Here is a 13,369-nt window from a genome sequence, read left to right on the forward strand (position 1 = left end):
CGTTCGGGCCTGCCGGCCCGAACCGCGCAAGGATCGGGGCCGCCCGGCGGAGCGGCCCCGTCGTCTTTTCGATCCGGTCAAAGCCCGATGAGGCCGCCGTCGTCCTTGGTGATCGCCACGACCGCCGAGCGCGGGCGGCCCGAGGCGGTGCCGCCCTGGCTCTGGGGCCAGTTGCTCGAAGGCGCGGCGGCTTCGCCGTCCTCGCCCGGGTGCTGGATGCCGACGAAGATCGTGCGGCCGTCGGGCGTGGTGTCGACGCCGGTGATCTCGCATTCGAGCGGGCCGGTAAGGAAGCGGCGCAGGTTGGCCGCGCCGGCGGGCGCGCCGACGATGGTCGCCTGGGTGGCCGTCGCGCCGTCCGAGGCCTTGTTGGTGATCGTCTTCGTGCCGCCGTCGCCCACGGTGCCCGGGAGCGCCGCCAGCATCTGGTTGTTGGTGCGGTCGGTGAAGGCACCGTCGTCGGTCTGGATCCACAGCAGCGGCGAGGCGGCCCCCGCCGCGTTCGACGAACGCGAGAACCACAGGCCGTCCGGGCTCGAGAAGTCGTTGGTGGCATCGAGGCCGGAGAGGTTCACGTTGGCCGGGTCCGCATCGGCCGAATCGGCGCCGAACAGGAAGATGTCCCAGGCAAACCCGGTCGCCGAATTGCTGTCTCCGTCCTCGCGCAGGCGGATGATGTGGCCGTTGGGGTTGCCGAAGCTGGAACTGCCGTCGAGCTTGGGATCGCCGTAGTGGCGCGGGTTGGCCGCGTCGGTGCCGTTCAGCGGACGGTTCGAGGCGTTGTTGTTGGTCAGCGTCAGGTAGACTTCGCCGTTCGACGGGTTGACCGCGGTCCACTCGGGACGATCCATCGGTGTCGCGCCGGCCGCGTCGGCGGCGAGGCGGCCGTTGACGAGGATGTCGGCCTGGCTGGCGAAGACGTACTCGGGCGTGTCGCCCACGGCCGGGCGGTTCGGAATCTGGCCGAAGACCAGCGGCAGCCATTCGCCCGTCCCGTCGGCATCGAACCGCGCCACGTAGAACGTGCCGTTGTCGAGGTACTTGTTGCCGACGCCGAGCGGATCGTTCGATTGCGCGTCGGCCGGGTCCCAGCTCGCGTTCGAGACGTATTTGTAAAGGTATTCGCGGCGCGCGTCGTCGCCGAGATAGACGACGATCTTCTGGCCCTCGATGGCGCGGCCGAGCCATGCGCCCTCATGGCCGAAGCGGCCGAGCGCGGTGCGCTTGCGCGGAGTCGAGGCGGGATCGTAGGGATTGATCTCGAGCACCCAGCCGAACTTGTTGGGCTCGTTGCGATAGTCCTCAAGCGCCGAAGCGCCGGTGGCGCGCGCATCCCAGCGGCGGAAGACCGGATCGTTGCCGGCGCTCGACCAGGCATAGTTGCCGGTGCCGCTGGTCACGCCGTAGCGGCGCAGCGCCGTCAGCTCGCGCTCGCTGCGGTTGGCGTTGTCGGTGGCGTCGCCCGAGTTGTCGCGCCGGAAGTAACCGGCCCAGTTTTCCTCGCAGGTGAGCAGCGTGCCCCAGGGCGTGACGCCGTTGGCGCAGTTGTTGATCGTGCCGGTGCCGCTCGTTCCCGCCGGGAACGCCACCGTCTGGAGGAAGGTGGTGCCGCTGACCGGGCCGTTGAACGCGACCGGCGTGTTGGGGGTGATGCGCCGGTTGAAGGCGCTGTCCTGCACGAACGACCAGTCGCGCTCGCCGCCGTCGACATATTCGGTGACGCTGACGCCGTGCGCCTCGATTTCCTTGATCGCCTCGGAGGCCGGGCGCGGCGCCGCGGTGGGGCCGTTGGGGTGGAGGTACTGGACGTTGAGATTCTCGTGGTTCTGCGCGAGCAGGCCGCGGGTCGAGCTGCTGTCGTCGCGGGCGCCCGCCTCGCTCAGCCCGAAGAAGTGCAGCGCGTCGCCGTGGTCGCCGATGCGCTGGGCAAAGTTGGTGTCGGTGCCGTCGTTGGCATAGGCGGGCACGCCCGCGAAGATCGGGTCGCCGAGGCGCGTCATGACGGTGACCGAGTAGCCCGCGGGTACGGTGACGATATCGGCCTTGTTCTTGGCCACGGCATCGAAGCCAAGCGCGGCAGGCGCGACCGTGACGGTGGTCGTCGCCGAAACGGCATCGCCGTCCGAATCGGTGGCGGTGAATTCGAAGGTCAGGTCGGTTGAGGCTTCGACGCTGGGCGCGAGGAACGTGGCGGTGGCGCCGTCCGCGCCCGAAAGCTCGACGTCCGGACCGCCGGTCTGGGTCCAGCCGACCGAGCTGACCGCGTCGTCGTCGGTGGCGGTGCCGCTGAGCGTGACCACGCGGCCGGAACTCGTTGTGGCGTTCTCGCCGGCGCTGACCACCGGCGGATCGTTGTCGTCGCCGCAGGCCGAGAGCATCGAGGTGCCGAACAGCGCGATCGCGGTCGCGGCCGCGCCGCCGAACAGCGTCTGGCGGCGCGAATAGCGTTCGTTGACGATGCTGGTCAGATGACGGTTGCCGATATCATTCGTGTCGACGTCGCCGTCGCTGTAGACGGCTTCGGATTTCAACTCGCTCATTGGAACACACCCCCGGCTGAATTAGCTTGTGGGCCGTTCCCTATGCGGCGGTGATGACGGTTGCGGGGAGGTTTGGCGGCAGTTTTGTGGCAGGAGCACCGATTGCGGCCCGGAGACCGGCCGAGCCGGCGCGCTGAGCGGTAACGCAAGAGCCGCGCGCAATGCTGCGGCGAACCATCCACGGCTTCCCGGATTTGCCTCGGGCGGCCCGAGACGGCGCGCAGGGCGCATCTTGCGCCAGTTTTGGCACGAGTTGCATGGTGAAGCGGTTGCGGAAGGCGCGTGACGATCTGCAAAAGGCGCCAATAAACCTGTGAACGGCGCCGGGTCATTTTCCGGTCGGCCGTTCCGGCAAATGGGGGCGGAGAATGACTTATCGCGTTCTACTGAGCACCACGGGTGCTCTTGCGGCGCTTTGCGCGCCATCGGTCTGGGCGCAGGAAACGTCGGCGGACGTTTCGGCGACAGCGGGCCAGTTCGATGAAATCCTGGTCACGGCGCGCCGGCGGACCGAAAGCGTGCAGGACGTGCCCGTGGCCGTTTCGGCGCTGAGCGCAAGCGACCTGGAGGCGCGTGGAATCCACACCGAGGCCGATCTGCAGACCGCGATTCCGGGCCTGATCGTCCGCTCGGGCAACAACAACAACCAGCTCAACTACGTGATCCGGGGCGAGTCGGTGGATGCCTATTCGGGCTCGCCGCCGGGCGTTCAGCCGTACATCAACGAGGTGCCGTTCCCCGTCATCTCGTCGACGCCGTTCTACGACCTCGAGAACGTGCAGGCGGTGAAGGGCCCGCAGGGCACGCTGTTCGGACGCAACTCGACTGGCGGCGCGGTGCTGTTCCAGACGCGCGAGCCGGACGACTACTTCGGCGGTTACGCCTCGGTGCAGTACGGCAACTTCGATCGTCTGATCGGCGAGGCGGCCATCAACTTGCCGATCAGCGACGACAAGCTGCTCCTGCGTGTTGCCGGAACGGTCACGTCAGGTGGCGCGTTCGTCCGCAATCTCTACGACGATGAGATGCTCGGCGACAAGCATGAGCGGTCGGGCCGCGCGACGCTGGCGATCGAGCCGACAGAGAACATCCGCAATGTGACGATGGTGCAGGTCAGCAAGACCACCGGCACCAACGCGCCCAACACCGCCTACTACACGATCCCCTGCGGTGATCCCTCGGGGTTCAATTCGTGCACTTATTCGCCGGACAACCAGCCGTTCTTCTCGGACCTGCTGGAAGGGCGGATCTTCGCCAACTATCCCAACGGTTTCGTCTATGCCGGGGGCTTCCAGTCGCTGCCCGAATTCCAGCGCTCGCAGGGTGACTACGTCGTCAACCAGAACGCCGATTTCGATCACCGCGCGCGCAGCGAGATGGTCGTCAACAAGACCGAGATCGAGCTCACCGACGACATCTCGCTGAAGAATATCTTCGGCTACTCGTTCTCCAAGAACCAGATCAACTACGACACGGACTATTCGCCCTATCCCTTCATCCAGCAGTATTCGCCCGATGCGGTTCTGACCGGCGCCGATCTGCCGGTCGAGACCAGCGCGACCAAGACCTATTCGAACGAGTTGCAGCTTCAGGGCAAGACCGGCGATGGGCGCCTGACCTGGCTGCTCGGCGCATTCTACATCGATGCCAAGGAGGACTATTTCTCGCCGCTGTGGCTCGGCGCCGCCAACGTCTCCGTCGCTTACAACGCGGCGACCGGCAACAAGTCGACGGCGGTTTTCGGGCAAGCGACCTACGAGCTGACCGACCGGCTAAACCTCACCGTCGGCGGCCGCTACACCTGGGAGAAGATCACGCTGGTCCAGCTCGACCAGTCGATCTTCGGCCCCGGCCAGCGGCAGAGCGTGAAGCAGAGCGATCCGAGCTGGACCGCCACGCTCGATTACCATGCGACGCCCGACCTCATGGTCTATCTTTCCTCGCGCGGCTCGTGGCGGCGCGGCGGCTTCAACCCCTTCAACCCGCCGACACCGACGCCGCTCACCGCGGCCAACGACCCGGGCGGCAACTTCTTCCTGCCCGAGCGGGTTCGCGACGTGGAAGCCGGCCTGAAGTTCGAAGGCCGCGCGGGTGACATGCCGGTGCGTGCGAACCTGGCCGTCTACAACGCCTGGATCGCCGACATCCAGAAGACCGCTTACGTGGTCATCGCCGGAACGGCGTCGTCGGCGACGATCAACGTGCCCAAGACTCGCATTCGCGGCATCGAGACCGATGCCAGCCTGCGACCGGCCGACTGGCTGACGGTGGCGGGATCGATCACCTACACCGACGCCAAGTTCACCGACAACGAGTCCCGCCTGTTCGGCAACCCGGTGCTCTACGGACCGTTCGGCGACGTGCCCGAATTCGCGGGCACGCTCTCGGCCGATGCGGTCCTGCCGCTGGGCGGCGACGCGGGCGAACTGAACTACCACGTCGATCTCTATCACCAGTCCTCGTTCTACTTCTCGAACCTGGGCGGCACGATCCAGCCGGGCACGAAGCTGCCGGCCTATACGCTGATCAACATGCGGCTCGACTGGGACGATATGTTCGACAGCCCGTTGAAGGCCAGCCTCTTCGTCAAGAACCTGACCGACAAGCTCTATTATACCGGCGGTTCGGCCGGCGCGCAGAACTTCTCGGTGGAGTCCGCCGGCTTCGGCCAGCCGCGCACCTACGGCGTGGCGGTGCGGGTCGACTTCTGATGGCGCAGCTCGCCAACATCGTGCTGCTGCGCGCCAGGCCCGGCAGGATCGACGATCTCGAAGCCGCCCTGCGCACGTTGCTTGCCGCCACGCATCAGGAGGCGGGCTGCGCCGGGGGCGAACTGCACCGTTCCGCCGAGGATGAGGCGCTGTTCATGGTGTACGAGCGCTGGACCGATCAGGCGGGCTTCGACGCGCACATGGCCGAGCCGCACGTCGCGCAATTCCTGGCCGCGGCGGATGATCTCCTGGCCGAACCGGCCGAAGTCCGCGCCTTCGAAACCCTGACCTGAACACTGTGGGGCCGCAACGGCGGTCTTGCGAGGAGATGATCTTGTCTGAGAATCGGAAGAGGGCCATGCGGCCCCGCGGTGTTCTTTTTTGCGCATTCGTCGCCATGCTTCTCGCGGGCTGTTCGGCCCGGGGCGCCGGCAACGGCCCCGCAGAATGGCCGGTGCATGGTGGCACCGATCTCGAGCAGCGGTTCGCCGATCTCGACCAGATCAACACGCAGACCGTCGACAGGCTCGGGCTCGCCTGGTCGTTCGAACTCGATTCGAGCCGGGGACAGGAAGCGACGCCGATCGTTGTCGACGGCGTCATGTACGTCGCCGCGGCCTGGTCGCACGTCTACGCCATCGACGCCAGGACGGGCGAGGAGCTGTGGCACTTCGACCCCAAGATCGCCGGACGCAAGGGCTTCGATGCCTGTTGCGACGTCATTTCGCGCGGAGTCGCCGTGGCGGGTGGCAAGGTCTTCCTCGGCGCGCTCGACGGACGGCTGATCGCGCTCGACGCCAAGACCGGCAAAGAGGTCTGGTCGGTCCAGACGACCGATCCCGCCAAGCCCTACACGATCAGCGGCGCACCGCGCGTGTTCGGCGACAAGGTGGTGATCGGGAACGCCGGCGCGGAATACGGAGTGCGCGGTTACGTCACCGCCTATGCGGCGAAGACGGGCCAGCAGGTGTGGCGTTTCTACACCGTCCCCGGCGATCCCGACGCCAAGCCCGACGGCGCCGCGTCCGATGCCGTCCTCAAGGACAAGGCGCTGCCGACATGGGCGGGCCGCTGGTACGAGTACGGCGGCGGCGGAACGGTGTGGGACGCGATCGTCTACGATCCCGAACTCAAGCAGCTCTACATCGGCGTCGGCAACGGCAGCCCGTGGAACCGGCAGGTCCGATCGGACGGCAAGGGCGACAATCTGTTCCTGTCCTCGATCGTGGCGCTCGATCCGGACACCGGCGCCTACAAGTGGCACTATCAGGAAACGCCGGGCGAAAGCTGGGACTTCACCGCTTCGCAGCCGATCATCCTCGCGACGCTGAAGATCGACGGAGTCGATCGCAAGGTGTTGATGCAGGCGCCCAAGAACGGTTTCTTCTACGTGATCGACCGGGAGACGGGCAAACTGATCTCGGCCAAGAACTTCGTGCCGATGAACTGGGCCCGGGGCGTCGACATGAAGACCGGACGCCCGATCATGAACCCGGCGGCGCGCTATCGCTCGGCGCCCTTCCTGATGTATCCCAACGCGCTGGGCGGCCATAGCTGGCATCCGATGGCTTTCAGCCCGAAGACCGGCCTCGTCTACTTTCCGGTCTACCACTCTAAGATGGTCTACGGGAACGATCCCAACTTCAAGTACACGCCGGGCCTGTGGAACAAGGGGATCGACGATCGCAACCTCGAGGCGCCCGACGACCCGGAAGTCGCGCGCAAGGGCGCCGAGGGCTTCGAGGGCCGGCTGGTCGCCTGGGACCCGGTGCGGCAGAAGGAGGTCTGGTCCGTCGCGCATCCCACGCTGCAGAACGGCGGTGTGCTCGCCACGGCAGGCGGTCTGGTGTTCGAGGGGACGGGCGTCGGCCGGTTCGAGGCGCGCGACGCCGGAAACGGCAAGCTGCTCTGGAGCTTCGAGGCGAATGACGGCATCATCGCGGGGCCCATCAGCTATCGGCTCGACGGCACCCAGTATGTCGCGGTCCTGGCGGGATACGGCGGTGGTTTCGGCCTCGGCGAGGGCGCGGAAAAGCCGCGCGCCCGGCCCAACGGACGCGTCCTGGTGTTCAAGCTCGACGGCACCGGCACGCTGCCGCAATTCGAGCCCGGCGAGCCATCGGACCTGACGATCACCGACGAAAGCTTCACGACGGCGCAGATCGATGCCGGGCGGCTGCTCTACACCCAGCAATGCTATCGCTGCCACGGTTCGGGCGCGGCCTCGACCGGCGTATTGCCCGACCTGCGCCGTTCCGGCGCGCTCGCGAGCCGCGACGCCTGGCGCGCCGTCCTGGTCGATGGCGTCCTGGAGGAGAGAGGGATGATCAGTTTCAGCAAGTGGCTGAGCGAAGAGCAGATCGAGGATATCCGCGCCTACGTTTCGCACCGCGCGCGGCTGGCGCAGCCCGCGCCGCAGAGCAAGGCCGCCAAGCCATGAGCGATACCGACATCGATCTCGACGAACTCGAGCGGCGCTATGCGCAGGAGCGCGACAAGCGTCTGCGCAGCGACGGCATGGCGCAATACGAGCCCCTGGGAAAGCGCTTTGCGGCGCTGGCGCGCGATCCCCACGCCGATCCCGATTTCAAGCGCGCGCCGATCGAGGAGGATGGCGAGGTCCTGATCATCGGTGGCGGCTTCGCCGGCCTGCTGGCTGGCGCGCGGCTGCGCGAACAGGGCGTCGATGCCATCCGGATCATCGAGAAGGGCGCCGACTTCGGCGGCACCTGGTACTGGAATCGCTATCCCGGGGCGGCCTGCGACGTCGAATCGACGGTCTACCTGCCGATGCTGGAGGAACTGGGCCACGTCCCGACCGAGCGCTATCCGCGCGGGTCGGAGATCCAGGCCTACTGCGGCAGGATCGCGGAGCGCTATGACCTGCGCCGCGCCGCGCTGTTCCAGACCCTTGCGCGGAAGCTGCGCTGGGATGCCGGGCGCGCGCGCTGGATCGTCGAGACCGATCGCGGCGACCGGATCGCCGCGCGTTTCGTCATCTCCTGCACCGGGCTGCTGAGCAATCCCAAGCTGCCGAGGATACCCGGCATCGAGACCTTCGCCGGCCATGCCTTCCACACCAGCCGCTGGGACTACGCCTATACCGGCGGAGACGAGAGCGGCGGCCTCACCGGCCTTGCCGACAAGGTCGTCGGCATCATCGGCACGGGCTCGACCGGCGTCCAGGTGATCCCCCATCTCGCCGCCTGGGCCAAGCACCTCTACGTGTTCCAGCGCACGCCCGCCTCGGTCGAAGTGCGTGCCAACCGCCCGCTCACCGACGACGATTTCGCCGGACTCGAGCCCGGCTGGCAGCGCCAGCGGCGCGACAATTTCACCACGCTCACCGGCGGCGGCTATGCCCCGGTCGATCTGGTCGGCGATAGCTGGACCGACATCATCCGCTCCGTCATGCCGCGCCTCGAGAACGGCGAGCCGGTCGCCGACGTCGAGGCCATCCGCCGCGCGGAGATGCGCAAGGCAGAAGGCGTGCGCCAGCGTGTCGCGGCCACCGTCCGCGATCCGGAGACGGCCGAGGCGCTCAAGCCGTGGTTCCACTACTTCTGCAAGCGCCCCTGCTTCCACGACGAATATCTGGAGAGCTTCAACCGGCCCAACGTCACGCTCGTCGATACGCAGGGCAAGGGCGTGGAGCGCTTCACCCCGGCGGGCGCGGTCGTCGCGGGCACCGAGTATCCGCTCGATTGTCTGGTGCTGGCCACCGGCTTCGATTTCCTCGTCGACTACTGCGAGGAAGCGGGGCTGGAGATCGTCGGCGACGGGGGCGTCGATCTGTCGGACCGCTGGGCCGACGGGCCGCTGACGCTCCACGGCATGCAGACGCATGGATTTCCGAACTTCTTCATGATGGCGATCGCGCAGGCGGGGGCGGCTGTGAACTACGTCCACACCGCCGATGAGCAGACCCAGACGATCGCGCAGATCATCGCCGAGACGCGTGAGCGCGGCGCGACCCGCGTCGAGCCCAGCCTTGCGGCCGAGACCGCCTGGGTGGAAACGATCGTCGAAGGCGCGAAGGCCAGACGCGCCTTCCTCGAAAGCTGCACGCCGGGCTACTACAGCTACGAGGGCCGCCGCGAGCGCAAGGCAGCGCTCAACGATTTCTACGCGGGCGGTCCGATGGCCTATATCGAGCACTTGCGAGACTGGCGCGATGCCGGCGGCTTCCCGGGTCTCGACTGGACCTGACGCGCCGGGGGTGCGGCGCAAAAACTCTCACGCACGGATAGCGGCGCGATTGACATGACCACCACCGCCTTGCTGAGGTAAGCGCAGAACAACGCTACGCTTACGGGAGGCAGGGAAGAGACGGTGTTCAAGCCATCGAAGCTGCGCACCTATCTGATGCTCGCGCAAGATGCCGGGCTGAGCCCCGACGAAATCCTGGAAGGGACCGGCGTCTCCTGGGACGACATTCACGCGCTCAAGCCTTTCGATCTGCCGACGATCGCCAACCTGTTCGAGCACCTCGCCCGGCGCACGCCTCCCGGCTTCGCGATCACCAGCGCCTACGGCTCGCAAGTGCGCAGCTACGGGGTCGTCGGCTTCGGCACGATGAGCATGCCGACCCTGCGCGAGGCATTCCACCACTGGAGCCGCTATTGCCTCATCGCCGGCGATCCGCTCGCCACCCGGATCATCGAGAAGGGCGACGAATGGCAGATGGTGTTCGAAACCCGGCTTGCGATGTCGATGCCCGCCCGGCGCTATTGCCTGGAAGCCGCGGTCGCGGCGGTCGAACCGGTGATAAAGGAACTGACCAACGAACCCGCGACGAGCCTCAGGATCGATTTCGGATTCCCGGAGGGCCCCGATCCCGACGCCTACGGCCTGTTTCGCGCGCCGGACGTCCGGTTTTCGCAAAGAGCGACGGTGTACCATGGGCGGCGCAGCGACCTCGACCGGCCGATCCCGGCGAGCGACGAGTTCGTCCAGGCCATCTTCCACCAGCAATGCGACCAGTATCTCAGCGATCTCACGCATACCCGCTCGCTCAACGAGCGCATGGAGGACCTGCTTCGCGAGTCCGCCGGCAACCTGCCGACGCTCGACGATATCGCCGCCGCCCTGCGGATGAGCCGCCGGTCGCTGCAGCGGCACCTCAGCGACGAGGGATTGACCTTCCAGCAGGTCGTGAAGCGCTTTCGCCAGCGTCACGCCTTCGTGCTGTTGCGCGAGGACTCGCCCAACCTGAAGGCGATCGCCCACACCCTGGGCTTCTACGATGTCGGCAATTTCCGCCGCGCCTTCCGGGAATGGACCGGGCAATCCATCGGCGAATGGCTGGCCGATCAATAGGACACGGAAAATCGTGCAAAACGTCACCGCGCCAGATCGCGACGCCCCTTGATTTGTCTGGAGCGGGCGAAGGGTCTCGGGCGTCCTTGCGGAGTCTATCTCGTCTCGGGCGCGGACGGTCCTGCCACGGCGGGGGGCCTATCCGCTTTCCACGCGCGCACGCCGTTGATCCACGTCTCGAGGACCTTGGTCTCGCGCAGTTCGGCGGGCGTCGCGGTGGACGGATCGCGGTCGACGAAGAGGAAATCGGCGCGCATGCCCCTGGCGAGGCGGCCCAGGCGATCCTCGGCGAACATCGCGTAGGCCGCGCCGGTGGTGTAGGCGGCGAAGGCCTCGCCGAAGCTCAGCGCTTCCTGCGATTGCCAGCCCCCAGGCGGCTGGTCATCGGCACCCTGGCGCGAGATCGCGACCGAGAGCCCGAGAAACGGCTCGGCGGGCTCGACCGGCACGTCCGAGCCGAACGCCAGCGTCGCGCCAGCGGCCTTGAGCGACTTCCAGGCGTAGGCCCCCGCGAGCCGCCCCGGTCCGAGCCGCGCTTCGGCCATGGTCCGGTCGGAGGCTTCGTGCTGCGGCTGCATCGAGGCGATCGCGCCGTGGAGGCCGAAGCGCGGAATATCGGCGGGATCGACGATCTGCGCATGTTCGATCCGCCAGCGCCGGTCGCCCTTGTAGGTGTTCGAAAGCTCGTCGATCGCCGAGAGCACGGTCGCGTTGGCCTTGTCGCCGATCGCGTGGACCGCGACCTGGAACCTGTCGATCGCCGCGCGGCTCATCAGGTTGCCGAGCTGGGTCTCGGTCATCATCGGCAGGCCGGTGGTCTCGGGCGCATCGGCATATGGCGCCTTGAGCCAGGCCCCGCGTGAGCCGAGCGCACCGTCGAGCCAGAGCTTTACGCCCGCGAGCCTGAGCCGGTCGTCGTAGAGCCAGGGCGAGGGGCCGGGCCCGCCGATCAGCGCCATCGCCTCGGTCCCGGCGGCGTAGGAGACGATGCGGACGCGCAGGTTGCCGAGGTCGGCGGCGCGGCGAAAGGCCTGCCAGTCCTCGATCGTGGTGCCCATGTCCGCAAGCGCGGTGACGCCGTTCCCGAGGAACACGAGCTGGGCTTCGGCGAAGGCGGTGTCGCGGTCCGAGGCGCGCGGCGGCGGCACCTTGCCGGCGACCAGCGCCTTGGCCTCGTCGACCAGCACGCCCGCCGGCTCCTTGCCGCCGGGCAGGCGTTCGATGCGGCCGCCCTCCGGGTCGGGCGTGGCGGCGGTCACGCCTGCCGCCGCCAGCGCCGGGCCGTTGACCCAGCCGGCATGCCCGTCGACGCGTTCGAGGTAGGCGGGCCGGTTTCCGGTCGCGCGATCGAGTTCGGCGGCGGTCGGGAAGCGGTCGAGCCCCCACTGGACCTGGTTCCAGCCGCCGCCCAGAATCCACGGCGCGTCGGGATGCGCGGCGGCATAGGCGGCGATCCGCGCCAGCGCCTCGTCGAGTGATTTCGCCATCGACAGGTCGAGCGTCATTTGGCGAAGGCCCGTCGCCATGACGTGCGCGTGCGCGTCGATCATGCCGGGCACCATGACCCGGCCCTCGCCATCGAGCTTGTAGGCGACGCGTTCGGGCAAGTCGTCGTCCTCGTCGAAGACTTCGGCGATGCGGCCCTCGTCGTCGATCAGCAGCGCGGCGAAACGCGCGATCCCGCCCTTGCCGTCGGGGGTCACGCCCGAGACGTTCTCGATCAGCGTGCCGGTGGGCGGCGGCAGCTCCTCCTTCTTCTTGCGCGCCGCGGCGGGCTGGACCGTCAGCGAGAGTGCGAGCGCTGCGACGAGCGCGGGAAAGAGCTTCACCGTGATCCCTTCTTCGGCAGCCGCTTGATGATCGCGCTCGTATCGAGACGCCCGCCGCCCATGTGCTGGATCTCGGCGAAGAACTGGTCGATCAGCGCCGCGACCGGAAGCGAGACTCCCAGGCCCCGCCCCTCGTCGAGCGCGAGGCCGAGGTCCTTGCGCATCCAGTCGATCGCGAAACCGAAGTCGAAGCGGTCTTCGTCCATTGACTGCCAGCGGTTGTCCATCTGCCACGACTGCGCCGCGCCGCCCGAGATCGCGTCGTAGACCTTGGCCATGTCGAGGTGCTCGGCCTGGGCGAAGCGGACCGCTTCGGCCAGCGCGGCGACGTTTCCGGCGATGCAGATCTGGCATGCCATCTTGGCGGTCTGTCCCGCTCCCGCCTTGCCGACGTGGACGATCTTGCGCGAATAGGCCTCCATCACCGGTCGCGCCGCCTCGATCGCCTTGGCGCGGCCGCCGCACATCAGCGTGAGCGTGCCGTTCTGCGCGCCGATCTGCGATCCGGTCATCGGCGCATCGACGCAATGGATCTTGAGGTCGCGCGCCTCGACCGTGATCTGGCGCGCGATCCGCGCCGAAACGGTGGTGTGATCGACGAAGACGCCGCCGGGCTTCAGCGTCTTGAACGCGCCGTTGGGGCCGAGCACGACATCGGCGAGATCGTCGTCATTGCCGACGCAGGTCATCACGAATTCGGCTTCGGCGGCGGCATCGGCGGGAGTCTGCGCGACGGCCACCGCGAGGCCGGGATTGGCCTCCATCCAGGCTTCGGCTCGCGCCTGGGTGCGGTTGTAGATGGTGAGTTCGTGGCCCGCCGCGCCGATGTGGCGGGCGATCTCGCCGCCCATCACGCCGAGGCCGATGAAGGATACCTTGCGTTTCTCGCTCATCTGGCAAGCCTCTACCCGAAATCGCGCTGGAAGAAACAGGACTTGGCGGGCAAGGGCAAGCCCGCTTTCAATTCACC

The 13,369-nt window shown here is 67.5% G+C and carries 8 protein-coding genes; 5 read left to right on the plus strand and 3 right to left on the minus strand.

The genetic code is table 11. The annotated features are described in order from the left end of the window. Positions 1-77: 77 nt before the first annotated feature. Positions 78-2,540 carry a PhoX family phosphatase gene (locus B2G71_RS01230; RefSeq protein ID WP_098103943.1) on the minus strand — a complete coding sequence of 821 codons (2,463 nt, stop codon included), beginning with the start codon at positions 2,538-2,540 and terminating at the stop codon, positions 78-80. 368 nt (positions 2,541-2,908) lie between these two features. On the opposite strand from B2G71_RS01230, the gene B2G71_RS01235 reads away from it, so the two are divergent. The 5 genes from B2G71_RS01235 to B2G71_RS01255 all read left to right on the plus strand — a co-directional run bounded on the left by B2G71_RS01235 (position 2,909) and on the right by B2G71_RS01255 (position 10,570). Continuing rightward, complete coding sequence (locus B2G71_RS01235) at positions 2,909-5,251, plus strand: TonB-dependent receptor (protein WP_098103944.1); 2,343 nt, start codon at positions 2,909-2,911, stop codon at positions 5,249-5,251. Continuing rightward, positions 5,251-5,544 (plus strand): putative quinol monooxygenase, encoded by a 294-nt coding sequence (locus B2G71_RS01240; RefSeq protein ID WP_098103945.1) that lies wholly within the window; start codon positions 5,251-5,253, stop codon positions 5,542-5,544. The genes B2G71_RS01235 and B2G71_RS01240 overlap by 1 nt, the downstream gene beginning before the upstream one ends. A gap of 104 nt (positions 5,545-5,648) precedes the next feature. Beyond that, positions 5,649-7,691 (plus strand): PQQ-dependent dehydrogenase, methanol/ethanol family, encoded by a 2,043-nt coding sequence (locus tag B2G71_RS01245; RefSeq protein ID WP_276306897.1) that lies wholly within the window; start codon positions 5,649-5,651, stop codon positions 7,689-7,691. Continuing rightward, a complete protein-coding gene (locus B2G71_RS01250; protein ID WP_098103947.1) occupies positions 7,688-9,460 on the plus strand; it encodes an NAD(P)/FAD-dependent oxidoreductase in 1,773 nt (590 codons plus the stop codon). Before B2G71_RS01245 ends, B2G71_RS01250 begins: the two co-directional genes overlap by 4 nt. Before the next feature lie 123 nt (positions 9,461-9,583). Further along, positions 9,584-10,570 (plus strand): AraC family transcriptional regulator, encoded by a 987-nt coding sequence (locus B2G71_RS01255; RefSeq protein ID WP_098103948.1) that lies wholly within the window; start codon positions 9,584-9,586, stop codon positions 10,568-10,570. Positions 10,571-10,665: 95 nt separating this feature from the next. Here B2G71_RS01255 and B2G71_RS01260 read toward each other — a convergent pair whose 3' ends face one another. Both B2G71_RS01260 and B2G71_RS01265 read right to left on the minus strand, forming a co-directional pair. Continuing rightward, positions 10,666-12,399, minus strand: a complete 1,734-nt coding sequence (locus tag B2G71_RS01260) for an amidohydrolase (protein ID WP_098103949.1) — start codon at positions 12,397-12,399, stop codon at positions 10,666-10,668. Continuing rightward, positions 12,396-13,292: an NAD(P)-dependent oxidoreductase gene (locus B2G71_RS01265; RefSeq protein ID WP_098103950.1), complete on the minus strand. Its 897-nt coding sequence runs from the start codon at positions 13,290-13,292 to the stop codon at positions 12,396-12,398. Before B2G71_RS01265 ends, B2G71_RS01260 begins: the two co-directional genes overlap by 4 nt. Positions 13,293-13,369: the final 77 nt, after the last annotated feature.

The organism is Novosphingobium sp. PC22D (genome assembly GCF_002556635.1).
In the GTDB taxonomy this organism is placed as follows: Bacteria; Pseudomonadota; Alphaproteobacteria; order Sphingomonadales; family Sphingomonadaceae; genus Novosphingobium.

Excerpts from the sequence above, each read along its gene's own strand:
- B2G71_RS01230 (WP_098103943.1), bottom strand. The coding sequence starts at position 2,540 with ATGAGCGAGTTGAAATCCGAAGCCGTCTACAGCGACGGCGACGTCGAC.
- B2G71_RS01235 (WP_098103944.1), top strand. The coding sequence starts at position 2,909 with ATGACTTATCGCGTTCTACTGAGCACCACGGGTGCTCTTGCGGCGCTT.
- B2G71_RS01240 (WP_098103945.1), top strand. The coding sequence starts at position 5,251 with ATGGCGCAGCTCGCCAACATCGTGCTGCTGCGCGCCAGGCCCGGCAGG.
- B2G71_RS01245 (WP_276306897.1), top strand. The coding sequence starts at position 5,649 with ATGCTTCTCGCGGGCTGTTCGGCCCGGGGCGCCGGCAACGGCCCCGCA.
- B2G71_RS01250 (WP_098103947.1), top strand. The coding sequence starts at position 7,688 with ATGAGCGATACCGACATCGATCTCGACGAACTCGAGCGGCGCTATGCG.
- B2G71_RS01265 (WP_098103950.1), bottom strand. The coding sequence starts at position 13,292 with ATGAGCGAGAAACGCAAGGTATCCTTCATCGGCCTCGGCGTGATGGGC.